The 15,705-nt window shown below is 74.1% G+C and carries 11 protein-coding genes; 3 read left to right on the top strand and 8 right to left on the bottom strand.

Going from position 1 to position 15,705, the window contains the following annotated elements:
- Positions 1-99: 99 nt before the first annotated feature.
- On the top strand, positions 100-1,215 hold the full coding sequence (locus ACFXMG_RS26205) for a ferritin-like domain-containing protein (RefSeq protein ID WP_383819071.1): 1,116 nt from the start codon (positions 100-102) through the stop codon (positions 1,213-1,215).
- Between the two features lie 43 nt (positions 1,216-1,258).
- Here the strand turns inward: ACFXMG_RS26205 and ACFXMG_RS26200 are convergent, their stop codons facing one another.
- From ACFXMG_RS26200 to ligD, 8 genes are all read right to left on the bottom strand, one after another.
- Positions 1,259-1,555, bottom strand: a complete 297-nt coding sequence (locus ACFXMG_RS26200) for an antibiotic biosynthesis monooxygenase family protein (protein ID WP_383819070.1) — start codon at positions 1,553-1,555, stop codon at positions 1,259-1,261.
- 33 nt (positions 1,556-1,588) lie between these two features.
- Positions 1,589-3,214 (bottom strand): penicillin-binding transpeptidase domain-containing protein, encoded by a 1,626-nt coding sequence (locus tag ACFXMG_RS26195; RefSeq protein ID WP_383819068.1) that lies wholly within the window; start codon positions 3,212-3,214, stop codon positions 1,589-1,591.
- Positions 3,211-4,602, bottom strand: a complete 1,392-nt coding sequence (locus ACFXMG_RS26190) for an FtsW/RodA/SpoVE family cell cycle protein (RefSeq protein WP_383819067.1) — start codon at positions 4,600-4,602, stop codon at positions 3,211-3,213. Before ACFXMG_RS26190 ends, ACFXMG_RS26195 begins: the two co-directional genes overlap by 4 nt.
- 66 nt (positions 4,603-4,668) lie before the next feature.
- On the bottom strand, positions 4,669-5,961 hold the full coding sequence (locus ACFXMG_RS26185) for an ATP-binding protein (protein WP_383819065.1): 1,293 nt from the start codon (positions 5,959-5,961) through the stop codon (positions 4,669-4,671).
- A complete protein-coding gene (locus ACFXMG_RS26180) occupies positions 5,958-6,740 on the bottom strand; it encodes a hypothetical protein (RefSeq protein ID WP_383819063.1) in 783 nt (260 codons plus the stop codon). Before ACFXMG_RS26180 ends, ACFXMG_RS26185 begins: the two co-directional genes overlap by 4 nt.
- A 134-nt stretch (positions 6,741-6,874) precedes the next feature.
- Positions 6,875-9,007, bottom strand: coding sequence for a HEAT repeat domain-containing protein (locus ACFXMG_RS26175; protein ID WP_383819062.1), 2,133 nt, complete (start codon positions 9,005-9,007; stop codon positions 6,875-6,877).
- 1,319 nt (positions 9,008-10,326) lie between these two features.
- Positions 10,327-11,259, bottom strand: a complete 933-nt coding sequence (locus tag ACFXMG_RS26170; protein WP_383819060.1) for a DNA ligase — start codon at positions 11,257-11,259, stop codon at positions 10,327-10,329.
- Positions 11,256-12,140: a non-homologous end-joining DNA ligase gene (ligD, locus tag ACFXMG_RS26165; protein WP_383819059.1), complete on the bottom strand. Its 885-nt coding sequence runs from the start codon at positions 12,138-12,140 to the stop codon at positions 11,256-11,258. Before ligD ends, ACFXMG_RS26170 begins: the two co-directional genes overlap by 4 nt.
- Before the next feature lie 50 nt (positions 12,141-12,190).
- Between ligD and ACFXMG_RS26160 the strand changes: the two genes are divergently transcribed.
- Both ACFXMG_RS26160 and ACFXMG_RS26155 read left to right on the top strand, forming a co-directional pair.
- On the top strand, positions 12,191-13,198 hold the full coding sequence (locus ACFXMG_RS26160; RefSeq protein WP_383819058.1) for a Ku protein: 1,008 nt from the start codon (positions 12,191-12,193) through the stop codon (positions 13,196-13,198).
- 389 nt (positions 13,199-13,587) lie between these two features.
- A complete protein-coding gene (locus ACFXMG_RS26155; protein ID WP_383819057.1) occupies positions 13,588-15,639 on the top strand; it encodes an acyltransferase family protein in 2,052 nt (683 codons plus the stop codon).
- The last annotated feature ends 66 nt before the right edge of the window (positions 15,640-15,705 follow it).

Below are 15,705 nucleotides of genomic sequence, written 5' to 3'. Positions count from 1 at the left end.
AGCCCGTCAATCCCTCCTGCGCGACTTGTTGACGCTTCGTACAGCAACGTGTGAGCCTGCTGGCGGCGGCAGGACGCCGGTGGCCGGAAGGAGTGGTCGATGTCGACGCACGAGCTCTACGTGAACCCCCCGTCCGGACCCGGCCGGGAGATCCCGGCGACCGGGGACGCCCGCTTCTCCTGGGAGTACGACATGGCCGGCTCCGGCCGTGAGCGGCTCCTCGCCCTCTACCAGAAGGGCAAGGACAAGCAGTGGGACGGCGCCCGGCGCATCGACTGGGACCTGGAGGTCGACCCGTACGACCCGCTCGGCACCCCCGACGAGGCGCTCGCCCTCCACGGCACCCGCCACTGGGCCAAGCTCACCGAGAAGGACAAGGGCGAGCTGCGCCGCCACTACGCCTCCTGGAACTTCAGCCAGTTCCTCCACGGCGAGCAGGGCGCCATGGTCTGCGCCGCCCGGATCGTCGAGTCCGCGCCCGACCTGGACGCCAAGTTCTACTCCGCCACCCAGACCATGGACGAGGCACGGCACGCCGAGATCTACGGCCGCTTCCTCCACGAGAAGATCGGGATGTTGTATCCGATCAACGACAGCCTCCAGTCGCTCCTCGACGACACCCTGCGCGACTCCCGCTGGGACATGCCCTACCTCGGCATGCAGGTGCTCATCGAGGGCCTCGCCCTCGCCGCCTTCGGCATGATCCGCGACACCACCGACAAGCCGCTGCCGAAGCAGATCCTCGCGTACGTCATGCAGGACGAGGCCCGGCACGTGGCCTTCGGCCGGATGGCCCTGCGCGACCACTACCGGCAGCTCACCGACGCCGAACTGCGCGAGCGCGAGGAGTTCGTCATCGAGGGCTGCTACCTGATGCGCGACCGGCTGCGCGGGGTCGAGGTCCTGGAGAACTTCGGCGTCCCGAGGAAGGAGGCGGAGGAGTTCAGCGAGCGGAACGAATTCCTCCACCTCTTCCGCAAACTGCTCTTCAGCCGCATAGTCCCCTGCGTCAAGGACATCGGCCTGTGGGGCGAACGCCTCCAGAAGGCGTACCTGGACATGGGCGTCTTCGACCTCGGCGACTCCAACCTCGACCTCCTCATGACCCAGGACGAGGAGATCGCGGAGCGGCTGGACGCCGAGCGCTTCGCGGCGGAGGAGCGGGAGCGGGTCGCCGAGGTGGCACAGGCGATCGCCGACGGCACGGGGGAGTAGCTCCAGGCCGGGCGTCGGCCCCGGCCCCGGCCCCGGCTCCGGCTCAGTCCAGCGGCGTGACGGTGAAGTGGCGCAGTTCGAGCGGGCCGAGGAGGTAGTCCTCCTCGCCCGGCAGCGTCACGGGCTCGTCGCGCCAGTTCTCCCCGGCGTACGCCACCAGGTCCTCCTCGGACCGCCAGCGGCTCACGTACAGCAGCGAGTGCGGCGGGGCGACGAGCACCTCGTGGCCGACCATGCCGGGGTTGCGGGCCGGGAAGTCCCGTACCGCGGCGACGATCAACTCCCGGAACGCGTCGAAGCGTTCGGGACGGACGCGGGCCTCGCTCACTCGGACGATCACGCCCGGCACCCTCTCACGGCACCGCGCGCGCCGTCACCCCCGCGCGGGGCGCGCCGTCACCCCCGCCGCCGGGCGGCCGCCGGGCGGGCCGACGGGCCGGGGCGGCGTCGCCTTCGGAGCCTCGGACCCCTTCGGAGCCTCGGACCCCTTCGGAGCCCGTCCGCCGCGCGGACCCGGCGCGCCGGACGCGCGGGCCTCCGCCTCCAGCCGCAGCGCCTCCCGCATCACGTCCCGGGCGATCGGCGCCGCGCTGCCGCCCCCGCTGATGTCCGTACGGGCCGCCTCGGCGTCCTCCACGACCACCGCCACCGCGACGGCCGGCCGCGCCGTGTCCTCGGCCTGCGCCCAGGCGATGAACCAGGCGTACGGGGTCCCCTTGTTGCCGAGGCCGTGCTGCGCGGTGCCCGTCTTGCCGCCGACCCGCGCCCCGGGGATCGCCGCGTTCGTGCCCGTCCCGTCCTCCACCGCCTTCACCATCAGCCGCTGGAGCTGGAGGGCGGTCGACGGGCTCATCGCCTGCCGGTAGCTGCGGCGCGGGGTGCGGTCCACCGTCGTCCCGCCGGAGGTCGTCGTCCGGTCCACCAGGTACGGCTGCGCGATCTCCCCGGTGTTGGCGACCGCCGCCGCCACCATCGCCATCTGGAGCGGGGTCGCCGTGGTGTTGAACTGCCCGATCGACGACTGCGCCAGCTGGTCGGGGCTCATGTCGCGGTCGAAGTTGGACTTCGCCACCCAGGACGGCACCCGCAGCGTGGTGTCGTCGAAGCCGAACCGTTCCGCCGCCTCGACCATCCCCTCCAGGCCGACGTCCACGCCCAGCCCGGCCATCACCGTGTTGCAGGACCACTGGAGGGCGTACGCGAGCGAGGCGTCCTCGCAGCCGCGCGCCGCGTTCGGCAGCACCTGCCGGGTGCCGGGCAGCACGAAGGGGTCGGGCGTGTCCGTGGGCGCGTCCACGTCCCGCACCACCCCCGCGTCCAGCGCCGCCGCCGCCGTCACGATCTTGAAGGTGGAGCCGGGCGGATAGGTCTGCCGCAGCGCCCGGTTGAGCATCGGCTGGTTCGGCGAGGTGGTCAGCCGGGTCCAGGCGTCCTTCACGTCCGCGCCGGTGCCGGAGAGCACGCCGGGCTCGTACGAGGGGGAGGAGACCAGCGCCAGGATGCGGCCGCTCGACGGTTCGAGCGCCACGACCGCGCCGCGCTTCCCGTCGAGCCCGCGGTAGGCCGCCTCCTGCATCGGCGCGCGGATCGTCGTCACCACGTCGCCGCCGGGGGAGCGGCTGCGGGTGAGGTCGTTCCACAGTGGCAGCGGCGCCAGCATCGGGTCCTCGCCGGAGAGGACCGAGTCCCCCGCGTGCTCGACCATCGTCGTGCCGTACGTCTGGGAGGCGTAGCCGGTCACCGGCGCGTACAGCGGGCCCCGGCGGTAGGTCCGCTCCCAGCGGAGCTGCTGCCCGCTGTCGCGGGAGCCGGTCACCGGCTTCCCGTCGACGACGATGTCGCCGCGCGGCTCGGACCAGCGGGCGATGGCGCTGCGCCGGTTGGCCGGGTTCGCGTCCAGCGCGTCGGCCTCGACCAGCATCACCCGGGCCGCGTTGACCAGCAGCGCGATCAGCAGGAGGAGGCAGAGCGCGGCGGCCCGCCGGATGTACCGGATCACCGGCCCGCCTCCACCCGCGCGAGTTCGCCGGTCTCCGCGTCCTCCGGTTGCGGCGCCCGCGCCGAGTCGCTGACCCGGACGAGCAGGGCGACGATCACCCAGTTGGTCACCACCGACGAACCGCCCTGCGCCAGGAACGGCATCGCCATGCCCGTCAGCGGGATCAGCCCCATCACCCCGCCCGCGATCACGAAGACCTGGAGGGCCACGATCGAGGCGAGCCCGACGGCGAGCAGCCGTCCGAAGGGGTCCCGCAGGGCGAGCCCCGCCCGGTAGCCGCGCGCCACGAAGAGCGCGTACAGCAGGAAGAGCGCGGTGAGCCCGACGAGCCCCAGCTCCTCGCCGGCCGTCGCCAGGATGAAGTCCGACTTGGCGGCGAAGCCGATGAGGACCGACTGCCCGAGCCCGAGCCCGGTGCCGAGCATCCCGCCGGCGGCGAAGGCGAAGAGCGACTGCGCGAGCTGGCCGGGCCCGTCGCCGGCCCGGATGGAGGCGTACGGATCGAGCCAGTCCTCGACCCGGCTGTGCACGTGCGGCTCGACGGAACCGATGAGGAAGGCCCCGGCGGCGGCGAGCAGCAGCCCGATCGCGATCCAGCCGGTGCGGCCGGTCGCCACGTACAGCATGATCACGAAGAGGCCGAAGAAGAGCAGCGAGGTGCCGAGGTCCCGCTCCAGGACGAGGACGAGGACGCTCAGCAGCCAGATCGCCACGATCGGCCCGAGCACCCGCCAGGTCGGGAACTGGAACCTCCAGATCCGGCGCCCGGCGTACGCGAGCGCGCTGAGGTTGGCGGAGAGGTACGCCGCGAAGAAGACCGCGAGCAGGATCTTCGCGAACTCGCCCGGCTGGAAGGAGAGCCCGCCGAGCCGGATCCAGATCCGGGCCCCGTTCACCGCCGGGAAGAAGATCGGCAGGATCATCAGCCCCAGCGCGGTCGCCACGGAGACGTACGCGTACCCCTGGAGGACGCGGTGGTCGCGCAGCAGGAGCACGACCACGATGAAGAGCGCGACCCCGAGCGTCGACCACACCAGCTGGGGGGCCGCCGCCTGGTCGCGGGGGGTCTCCAGGTCGAGCCGGTAGATCAGCACCAGACCGAGCCCGTTGAGCAGGACGGCGATCGGGAGCAGGAGGGGGTCCGCGTAGGGGGCCCGGAACCGCACGACGAGGTGGGCGAGGAGCGCGAGGAGGCCGAGCCCCGCGCCGTACCGGGCGGCGTCCGGCGGCACGGCCCCGTCGTGGGCGAAGCCCACCTCGGCGTAGCCGCAGACGGAGATCAGGACGGCGCCGAGGAGCAGCACCAGTTCCACCCCGCGCCGCTTCGGGACCCGGACACCGGGCGGCGGCGCGTCCGGGGGCGCGTCCGTGGTCCTGGGTGCGGTCATGGTCGGCAACGTAGCAAGCCGTATGCCGTATGTCCCTTTTGTGTGACGGTGTGCCGTGAGGGTGGTTCATCCCTCCCGGGCGTCGCCGTCGAACCGCACGTACTCCGGCAGCCGCACGCGGGCCTCGGCGCCGCCCTCGGGTCCCTGTCCCTGGGTGAACTCCAGCTCGGCGCCGATCACCTCCGCCTGGCCGACCGCGATGGTCAGGCCCAGGCCGTGCCCCTTGCCGCCGCTCTCGGTGCGGAAGCGCTGCGGGCCCGAGGTGAGCAGGTACGCGGGGTAGCCCGGCCCGTGGTCCCGTACCGTCACCGTCGCCCCGTCCACGGTGACGACCACCGGCGGTCGGCCGTGCCGGTGGGCGTTGGCGACCAGGTTCCCCAGCACCCGTTCGAGCCGCCGCCGGTCCGTCTCGACCGACGCGTCCCGCACGATCCGGACCTCCGTCTCCGTGCCCGAGGCGCGCACCACCCGCCGGACGAGCGGCCCGAGTTCGTGCACCGCCAGGTCGACGGTTTCGTTGCGGGCATCGAGCCGGGAGATCTCCAGGAGGTCCTCGGTCAGCCCCCGCATGGCCACCACCCGGTCCCGTACGAGCTCCGCCGGGCGCCCCTCCGGCAGGAGTTCGGCGGCGGCGGAGAGGCCGGTCAGCGGGGTACGCAGCTCATGGGCCACGTCCGCGGTGAACCGCTGCTCGTTCTGGAGCTTGCGCTGGAGCGAGGAGGCCATCGTGTCCAGCGCCCCGGAGACCGTCGCCACCTCGTCCTGCGGCCGCCGGGGGTCCTTGGTCCTGGGGTCGTCCACGCGCGCGTCCAGGTCCCCCGCGGTGATCCGGCGGGCGACCTGCGCGGTGGCGTGGAGCCGCCGGGTGACGCGGGTGACGGCCACGACGCCGACGGCCAGGGTCGCCGCGATCGCGAGGATCGAGGAGCCGACGATCGACCGGTCCAGGGCGTCGATGGTGCCCGCGCCCAGGCTGTGGTCGACGCGGACGGCGAGGGCGTGCCCGTCCGCCGGGCCCGCCGCCCACATGGTGGGCCGGTCCTCGTGGTCGGCGATCATCGTCCCGCGTTCGCCCCGCGCGGTCAGCCGCCGCAGCTGGTCCGGCAGCCCGTCGGGGTCGAGCCCGGCGAATGGCGGCAGCGGCTCGCCCGCCTCGTACGACCGGGTGACGTCGGCGAGCCGGGACAGCGCCTTCTCCCGGGCGTCGCGCACGGTCTGCGCGGTCACGGAGACGTGCACGAGCGTGCCGAGCAGGGCGGCCAGCGCGCAGCACATCACGGCGATGAAGACCGCCGCCTTCCAGGTGAGCGTCGCGGTCCAGGCGGGCGCGCGGGGCCGGCGAGAGCGGCGCGCGGTCACGAGGTGGGCCCCGTGCGCGGGGAGCCCGTGGGGGAGACGCCCGTCGGAGGGGATTTCGGCGGGGGCGGGAACGGCCGCGGGGACGCCGGGGGAGGGGAGTCCGGCGGAGCGCCCGGTGGCGGCTGTACGGGCACGATCTCGTCGCGCGCCGGAAGCATGCTGTGCTGCCGCTCGTCCCACGACCAGGCGGTGCGGTACTCGTACCCGGGGATGCCCGCCGAGGCGGCCCGCACGACCAGGTCCCGCCCGGCCAGCTCGACGCTGACGACCTGGTCGACGGTGGACATGACCCGGGTGAGCCCGCCCTCCTCGGCGAGGTACACCCGCACGGCGAGCTGCTGCTCGGGCAGCCGGATCCCGACGATCAGCTCGTCCCGGCCGTTCCCCGTGAGGTCCCGGTAGTACGGCGAGAGCACCGGGCACTTCCCGGGCGCGGTGTCGCAGGCGAGCACCGCGCGCGCGGTCCCGTCGTCCATCCCGTCGCCCCCGGTGTACGTGTCGGGATGCGCGGCCACCTCGGCCCGGACCACCGCGACCGGATCCACGGTCCGCACGTCGTGGCCCCGCACGGTGATGCCCGGCACCCGCTCGGTGTCGGTCTCCCCGTAGTCGACCGGCGGATCCGAGGCGGGCGGCAGATCGGGCCACAGGCGTACGGGCCCCACCGCCGCCTCCACCCGCCCGTCGCTCTTGAGCCCGCCCTCGCTCCCGCACCCGGCGAGGAGCGGAAGCGCGCCCAGCGCGAGGGCCGCGGCGAGCCGGACGGTACGGGGTCTCACGCTGCTCCTCGGATGCTGACCGGTTGTGGCGTATTGGTCAGAACAGTAAGCGAAATCCCGTATGGGTTGATTATCTGAATTGCCGTTCAGTGGGTGGGCGGCGCGGCGCGCTCCAGTGGGCGGAACGGCGGGCTCTAGAGAGTTCTCAGCTCCATCCGGGCCAGAGCCGCCCGGCACAGGGTCAGCAGCTTCTCGTCCTGGTGGATGTCGTGGCTGCCGGAGGCGCCCTCGCGGGCGTTGTGCCGGCGGCGCCGGGTCAGCTCGGTCAGGATCGTCAGCTGCGCCTCCGCCGCCGCCGGACCCATCTCCGCGAGACAGCCGGCGATCTCCACGCGCGCGTGCCGGTTCTCCTCCCAGGCGGCGAGCAGCACCGGCAGCGTCCGGTCCGTCTCCCCGGACACCCGCCACAGCGCCGCCGCGCACCGCACCCGCTCCCACAGGTCCCGAGACGTGAGCCCCGGCCGCAGCGCCCGGGCCGCCCCGGCCGCCGCCGGGCCGATCGCGCCCAGCGCCTGGGCCGCCGCGCACCGGTCGGCGCCCGAGGAGCCGGGCCGCAGCCACCGCACCAGGGCCGGCACCACCGCGTCCGCGTCGCCCTCGACCGTCCACAGGGCGCGCGCCGCCGTCGTCGAGACCGTCGCCGTGCCCGCGCCGAGCAGCTCCCGCAGATCCGGTACGGCCTCCAGAGCGGCGGGCCCGAAGGCGCCGAGGGTCCGCGCCGCGGCCTCCCGCACCCACGCGCGCCGGTGCTCCGGCGCGCCCCGCAGCACCCGCAGCACCTCCGGCAGCGCCTGCGCGCCGCGCACCGCCGCCAGCGCGTACAGCAGCGGGGACGCCCGGTCGTACAGGTCCTCGTCCAGCTCCACCGCCGCGAGCCGCCGCCGCAGCAGCGGGGCGAGTCCGGTCGCGGCCGGGCCGAGCCCGTCGACCGCGTACAGCAGCTCGCGCCGCACCTCGCCCGGACCCTCCAGGGCCCGCGCGAGCAGCGGCACGGCGCGGGCGTCACCGCTCCGCGCCAGCGCGAGCAGCGCCCCGTCGTGCCCGGTCCGGCCCGTCAGGTCCCCCAGCCCGCCGGACACCGCCGACGCCCCGCCAGGACCCCCGGCGAGGACGGCCGCCAGCGCGTCGGCCGCCGGGGCGCCCAGCTCGAAGAGGCGCTCCAGGAAGGAGGTCGCGGCGTCCCGGAGCCGGGCGTCGGGATCGGCCAGCTGCGCGCCGACGAGCCGTACGACCTCCTCGTACCGCCCCCGCCAGAGCCGTATCAGCCCTCCGCACAGCCAGATCGCGTCCGAGCGCTGACCGGGGTCGGGGCTGCGCAGCTGCGCCAGGATCAGCGCGATCCGGTCGTCCACCCGGTCGTCCAGCGCCCCGTGCAGGGTCCGCAGCAGCTCCTCCGTCCACGGCGTCCGCCGCCCCGCCACATGCTCTTCGAGCAGCTCGCGCACCTGCCCGACGAGCGTCACCGGCATCCGCGCGGCCCCCGGCTCGCCGCCTCCGTCCTCCGGCTCGGGCCGCGGCGTCGTCCGGATCTCCTCCAGGAGCTCCGTCACCCACCGCACGATGTCCTCCGGGATCCGCCCCGGCGAACAGCGCGCGAGCTGCGCCAGCGCCGCCAGCCGCAGCCCCGGGTCCTGCGCCGCGCGCGCCAGCCAGGCCAGCCAGTCGACGGTCTCCGCGCGCAGCGAGGCGTGCCGGAGCGCGATCCGCCCCACCGCCGCGACCAGCGCCAGCCGCACCTCCGTGTCCGGCTCCACGGTCAGCCGCTCCCGCAGCAGCGTCAGCACGCGCGCGGGGTCCGGGTGCAGCGACGCCAGCGCCACCGGCGCGGCCAGCCGCACCTCGGTGTCGGGGCCGTCGACCAGACCGAGGAAGACGTCGGCCCCGGCGGCGACGGCGGCGGCCGCCATCGCGAAGTTCGCGGCCGGGACGAAGTCGGCGTCGTCCGGGTCCGGCCCGGCCGGCCCGTCGAGGTCGTCGTCCTCGTCGTCCAGCTCGATCCCGCCGATGCTGGTGAGCAGTTCGACGATCCCGCCGCGGTCCTGGACGGCGGGGTCGGCGACGAGCTCCAGGAGGAAGGGGATGCACGCGAGCGTGGAGTCGTACACGTCGCCCTGGTGGTGGACCGCGCCGTACATGCCGTCGAGGGCGGCCTCCCGCTCGGACGGGTCGGCCGAGGCGAGTCCGCGCAGCAGCGCCGGCACGTCGTCCGCGGGGCCGTAAGCGTGCCCCAACGAGGCCCAGTCGACCTCCTCGATCCCCGTCAGCATTGGCCAGGCCACCTTCCCCGTGAGCGCTTACCAGGCAGCAAGTGTGCACCAACGAAAGCCCATCGACCCCGAACCCGCACCACCCACCGCGCCACCACCCCACGTTGCGCTCGGTTTGCGCCATGTACGGGCTGTGGACAGGACGTTGCGCACGGTACGGACGCGACGGGGGGACGCGTACGCGTACGCGCGCGTGGGGGGTTGGGGGGAAGGTGAACACGGCGCGCGCGTGGGCGTGGGCGTGGGCGAACCACGGAACCCGCACGCGCGCGTGGTGGAGAAGGCGGACACGGCACCCGCGCGGGCGGACCACCGAACCCGCACGCGCGCGTGCTGGGGAAGGCGAACACGGCACCCGCACAAGCGTGGACGAGCAGCGTGCCGGCCGCGCGGGCGTGGCCGTGAAACGGCGGGCGGCCCACGCGCGCGGGAGCACGGCGCGGCTACGCGCGCGTGCACGGAGTGCCGCGGCGACCACGCGCGCGCGGCGAGCCGGGACGACTACCCGCACGCGTGCGGGTAATGCCGAACACGGCATTCGCACGCACGCGTGCGCATGGGGGAGGCACGGCACCCGCGCACGCGAGGGGGGTAGCGTGCCGGCCGCGCGCGGGAGCACGGCGCGGCTACACGCGCGTGCACGGGGTACGGCGGCGACCACGTATGCGTGGGGAGCCGGGATGGCCACGCGCGCGTGCAGGTAATGGCGAAACGTCGTTCGCACGTGCGCGTGCGCATGGGGGAGCACGGCGCCCGCGCACGCGTGGGGGAGTAGCGTGCCGGCCGCGCGCGGGAGCGCGGCGCGGCTACGCGGGCGTGCACGGAGTCCGCGGCGACCACGCGTGCGTGGGGAGCCGGGACGACTACGCGCGCGTGCGGGTAAGGGCGCACACGGCATTCGCACGCGTGCGTGCGTGTGGGGGACCTCGGCACCCGCACGCGCGTGGAGAGCAGCGTGCCGGCTGCGCGCGGGAGCACGGCGCGGCTACGCGCGCGTGCACGGAGTGTCGCGGCGCCCACGCGTGCGTGGTGAGCCGGGACGGCCACGCGCGCGTGCGGGAGGGCAGCGCGACCACGTGCGTGGGGAGCCGGGACGGCCTCGCGCGCGGGGAGCTGGGACGATCACGCACGGCACGGGCCACGCGCGCGTGCGGGAGCACGGCAAGGCCACGCGCGTGGGCGGGCACGGCACGGCCGGCGACGGGCGGAAGCTCACACCGCCTCCACCGGACCGAGGCTCACACCGCCTCCACCGGGCCAAGGCTCACACCGCTTCCACCGGACCGAGGCTCACACCGCCTCCACCGGGCGGCGGGTGCCTACACCCCCTCCCCCCGGAACCGGACGAAGGAGGCGGCGCCGTGCCTACCCGCGACCTGGCGCAGTTCCACTCGGGGCGGTCGGGCGATCCGCAGTACCGGGCCGTGTTCGGGGTCGGTGTCCGGGGTCAGGGCGCCGTCCGTCACGGCGACTTGCTCGGCGATCTGGCGGGCCTGGACCGGGGTGAGTCGGGGGGTGGTCGTCAGGGTCGTTCCGTCCGGCAGCCGGACCAGCAGGGTCCGGGGGCGGGCGGCGGGACCGACGAGTCCGATCAGCTCCGCGTCGACGGTCTCGGAGTGCCGGACCTTCCGCCAGGCCCAGGTGGAGCCGGAGCGGTACGCCGAGTCCAGCGCCTTGGCGACGATCCCCTCCACCCCCGCGTCCCGCAGATCGCGGAACCACGCGCGCGCGGTCTCCTCGTCCCGCGTGGCCAGCACCCGCTGGAGCGGAGGGCCCGCCTCGCTCAGGGCCGTACCGAGCAGCTCCCACCGGTCGCGCAGCGGCAGCGCCCGTACGTCACGGCCGGGCACGGCGAGCAGGTCGAAGGCGATGTACGAGACCGGCACCCCGGCCCGCACCCGGTCGGCGTGCGAGCGCAGCAGGTCGGTGAAGCTGAGCCGCCCCTCGCGGTACGCGCACAGCTCGCCGTCCAGCACGATCCCGGGCGGCAGCCGCCCGGCCAGCGCCGCCGCGATGTCCGGGAACTCGGGGGAGAGGTCGCGCCGGGACCGCGACTGGAGCACCACCCGCCCGCCCTCCAGGACGAAGGCGAGCGCGCGGAAGCCGTCGAGCTTGAGGGAGTACTGGAGCTCCCGCGGCGGCGGCGCCTGCGCGGGGATCTCGTCCGCGTTCCGCGGCCGCATGACCTCCACCGGCGGCCCCAGGACGACCCCGGTGCCGGAGCCCGCGCCCCCGCCCGGCCCGCCGCTCACGGCACCTCCCCGGCGCGTCCCGGGTCGAACAGGGGCCCCAGCAGCTCCCCGTACCGCTCCAGACGTGGCGCGATGTCGCCCATCACGAAGGCGAGGTCGGCGGGGTCCGCGCACGCCTCGACCTCCTCCCAGGTGACCGGCGCGGAGACGGCGGGCCGCGCGCGGGCGCGGAGGGTGTAGGGGGTGGCGGTGGTCTTGGCGGCGGCGTTCTGGCTGTGGTCGACGAAGACCTTCCCGGCGCGCAGGGCCTTCGCCATCCGGTGGGTGACGAGCCGCGGCAGCTCCGCCTCCGCCGCGACGGCGAGCCGCTTCGCGTACGCGGAGACCCGCTCGGACGGCGTCGGCGCGACGGGGACCAGCAGATGGAGCCCCTTGGCGCCGGAGGTCTTGGCGAAGGCGTCCAGCCCGTCCTCGGCGAGCCGCTCCCTCAGGTGGAGCGCGACCCGGCAGCACTCGACGACCGTCGCCGGCGGCCCCGGGTCGAGGTCGAGGACGAGCCGGTCGGCGACGGCGGGGGCGGCGGCCGTCCACTGCGGGGTGTGGAACTCCACGACCAGGTTCGACGCCCACACCAGCGACGGCAGGTCCTGGACCATCACCTGCCGGGCCCGCGGGTCCTCGGTGCGCGGCACCGGCGTGGTGGCCACCCAGGCGGGCGTACCGGGCGGCGGATTCTTCGTGAAGAAGAGCTGCCCGCCGGGCCCGTCCGGATACCGCAGGAAGGAGACGGGCCGGTCGCGCAGATGCGGCAGGATCGCGGCCTCGACGGTGGCGTAGTAGTGCAGCAGCTCGCCCTTGGTGGTGCCCGTGGCGGGGTGGATGACCTTGCCGAGGTTACTGAGCGTGATGCGCCGCCCCGCCACCTCTGTGATGGGCGTCATACGATGAGATTCCCACGTTTCCCGCCGAACCGGTACGAAGGGAATGAACCGTGCGATCGATCTGGAACGGCGCCATATCCTTCGGCCTGGTCAGCATCCCGATCAAGCTCGTGAACGCCACCGAGAGCCGGTCCGTCTCCTTCCGGCAGATCCACGTCGAGGACGGCGGCCGGATCCGCTACCGGAAGGTCTGCGAACTGGACGGCGAGGAGGTCGCGCAGGCCGAGATCGGGAAGGCGTACGAGGACGCCGACGGGACCATGATCCCGATCACCGACGAGGACCTGGCCGCGCTGCCGCTGCCCACGGCCAAGACCATCGAGATCGTCGCCTTCGTCCCGGCGGGGGACATCGACCCACTCCAGATGGACGCCGCGTACTACCTCTCGGCCAACGGGGTGCCGGCCGCCAAGCCGTACACCCTCCTCCGCGAGGCCCTCAAGCGCAGCGACAAGGTCGCGGTGGCGAAGTACGCCCTGCGGGGCCGTGAACGCCTGGGCATGCTCCGCGTCGTCGACGACGTCATCGCCATGCACGGTCTGCTCTGGCCCGACGAGATCCGCGCCCCCGAGGGCATGGCCCCCGAGACCCCGGTGACCGTCCGTGACGCCGAACTCGACCTGGCGGACGCCCTGATGGCCACCCTCGGCGAGGTCGACATCGAGACCCTCCACGACGACTACCGCGAGGCGGTCGAGGAGATGATCGCGGCGAAGGCGGCCGGCGGCGAGGGCGTGGCACCCCCGGAGCCCGGCGAGGAGGGCGGCGGCGGCCAGGTGATCGACCTGATGGCGGCCCTGGAGAAGAGCGTCCGCGAGGCGAAGGAGGCCCGCGGCGAGCCCGCGGAGGTCACGGACATCACGAGCCGCCCGCCGAGGAAGTCGACGCCCGCGAAGAAGACGACGGCCGCGAAGAAGGCTCCGGCGGCGAAGAGGACTCCCGCCAAGAAGACTCCGGCAAAGGCGACATCGGAGAAGAAAGCGGCGGCCGCGACAAAGGAGACGACAGCGAAGAAGTCGGCGGCCAAGAAGGCGACTCCGAAGAAGCGCACGGCCTGACCGCCCTGGTGGTCTGCGTCACTGCCCGCGCGGGGGTGCGCGCCGGGGCGACGCGAGCGGCCGGGGGGCATGCTGGTCCGGACCAAGACGGGCAAGGTGGGGGAAGACGCCGCCCGTACCAGCGAAGAGACGTGCCGTCGGCTCCCCACGGCGCGGCGGCCGGGCCGGTGAACGGGGTGTGAAGGGGCGGCGGATGGCGGTCCAACGCCGGGCATCGGCGCGGGGGGCGTAGGTGGCGCTTGGGATATATTCGCCGACCAGCACCAGAGTGGGTGTGCCGGGAGGGGAGAGAGCGTCAAGTGCAGCTCGTAGATGTAGCCCAAAGGACGCCGGCGGCGCCCGCGCCACCCGGCGTACCCGCCTCGGCGGGCGCGCCCAAGCACGGGGGGATGCGGCTGGACATCCAAGGGCTCCGCGCCGTCGCGGTGGGCCTGGTGGTGCTGTCGCACTCGGGCATCAGCCGCCTGGCCGGAGGCTACGTCGGCGTGGACGTGTTCTTCGTCATCTCCGGCTTCCTCATCACCTCGCTGATGCTGCGCGAGGTCGAGTCCACCGGCCGAATATCGCTGGGCCGGTTCTACTCCCGCCGCGCGCTGCGCCTGCTCCCCGCGTCCACCGTGGTGGTCCTCGCGACCCTCGCCGGCGCCTGGCTCTTCCTCGGACCGCTGCGCTTCGTCGAGTACACGAAGGACGCCTTCGCGAGCGCCCTCTACTTCGTGAACCTGCACCTGGCGGACGCCGGTACCCAGTACCTCAACGCCGACGCCCCGCCCTCCCCCTTCCAGCACTTCTGGTCGCTGGCCGTGGAGGAGCAGTTCTACCTGGTGTGGCCGCTGCTGATGCTGCTGGTCGTGCGGCTGACCGCCCGCCGCAGGGCCGTCCTCGCCGTCCTGCTCACGGCGATTTGCGCAGGATCGTTCCTCCTCAACCTGGACTGGATCGAGACCTCTTCCTCCTGGGCGTACTTCGGTTCCCCCGCCCGCGCCTGGGAGCTCGGGATCGGCGCGCTGCTCGCGCTCGCGGCCACCCGGTTCACCCGCCTGCCCGGCCCCGTGGCCGCGCTGCTCGGCTGGGCGGGCCTGGCGGCGATCGCGTACGGCGCGCTGGCCTTCGACGAGGCCACGCCGTTCCCCGGCTGGTACGCCGTGGTGCCGGTCTTCGGCGCCGCCGCCGTGCTGGCGGCGGGCATGAAGGACGGCGGGCCGCGCTACGGCGCCGGCGCGCTGCTGGGCCTGCGGCCCATGGTGTGGATCGGCGGGCTCTCGTACAGCTGGTACCTCTGGCACTGGCCGCTCATGGTGCTCCTGCCGGCGGAGCTCGGCGAGAACCGGATCCTGGTCAAGCTCCTCGCGGCGGTCCTCGCGCTGAACCTGGCCTGGCTGACCCTGAAGTTCGTCGAGGACCCGGTGCGGTTCCACCGCGCCTTCAAGGGCCCCTCGTGGCGCGGTCTGACGCTCGGCCTCGGGCTGACGGCGGGATCGGCGGCCATCGCCCTGGTGGCCGCGCAGATCCCGCTCAAGGTCGCCACCGGCCCCGAAGGCGCCCAGCTGGCGTCGGCGGTCTCCACGGCGGAGCAGCCGGACCGGGCGCTGGCCGAACTGCTGGACGCCGCGCCCAACAAGCTCCCCGCCAACCTCCAGCCGCGGATCGACCAGATCACGGTCACGCCGAACACGCCGTTCGTGGACGGCTGCCACGCCTCGCCCGACACGGTGGCGCTGAAGACGCCCTGTGAGTACGGCGACAAGAACGGCGACCGGCTGGTCGTCCTCTTCGGCGACTCGCACATCACGCAGTGGTTCCCCGCGGTGGACGCGCTCGCCAAGAAGAACCAGTGGCGGCTCGTGTCCCTCACCAAGGCGCACTGCAAGCCGGCGAAGGTCACCACGGTCCACGCCGGCCGCGGCGGCCCGTACAAGCAGTGCGACGAGTGGCGCGCCAAGGCCGTCGAGTACATCGACTCCCTCCAGCCCGACGTGGTGCTCACCTCGTTCGCGGTGCACAACCCGCTCGCCGACAGCAAGCTGGACCCCCGGAAGGAGTGGTCCCGCGGGCTCGTCGAGGGCTACCGGGACCTGGAGAAGAGCGGCGCGCGGGTGGCGGCGCTGACCGACACCCCGTACCTGCCGCAGCACGCCCTCGACTGCGTCATCGCCAACCCGCTGAACCTGCGCGCCTGTGGCCGTACGACCAAGAACGCGGACGCGGCCCCCCTCGTCACCCAGGCCGTCCGCGACGCGGGCAAGAAGACCGGCGTCGAGGTCATCGAGACGCGCCCCTGGCTCTGCTCCTCGAACGGCAACTGCCCCGTGGTGGCCGGCGACACCCTCGTCTACCGGGACCGCCACCACATCTCCGAGGCATTCGCCGTCAAGACGGCCCCGGTCCTGGAACAGACCCTCAAGGCCCGCTTCGGCACCGAACTGGGCCTGGACGACTGACACACCAGTCACGCTGACGAAACGCCCTCGGCCCGGCCTCCCGCCGCCCGAGGGCGTTTCGCCATC

The organism is Streptomyces sp. NPDC059201, assembly GCF_042754585.1.
Taxonomy (GTDB): Bacteria; Actinomycetota; Actinomycetes; order Streptomycetales; family Streptomycetaceae; genus Streptomyces.
Note: the sequence above shows the minus strand (reverse complement) of the source record. Positions and strands in the feature narration are given on the sequence as shown.

Coding starts and splice junctions, on each gene's coding strand:
- ACFXMG_RS26205 (WP_383819071.1), top strand. CDS start 100: ATGTCGACGCACGAGCTCTACGTGAACCCCCCGTCCGGACCCGGCCGG.
- ACFXMG_RS26190 (WP_383819067.1), bottom strand. CDS start 4,602: ATGACCGCACCCAGGACCACGGACGCGCCCCCGGACGCGCCGCCGCCC.
- ACFXMG_RS26175 (WP_383819062.1), bottom strand. CDS start 9,007: ATGCTGACGGGGATCGAGGAGGTCGACTGGGCCTCGTTGGGGCACGCT.
- ligD (WP_383819059.1), bottom strand. CDS start 12,140: ATGACGCCCATCACAGAGGTGGCGGGGCGGCGCATCACGCTCAGTAAC.
- ACFXMG_RS26155 (WP_383819057.1), top strand. CDS start 13,588: ATGCGGCTGGACATCCAAGGGCTCCGCGCCGTCGCGGTGGGCCTGGTG.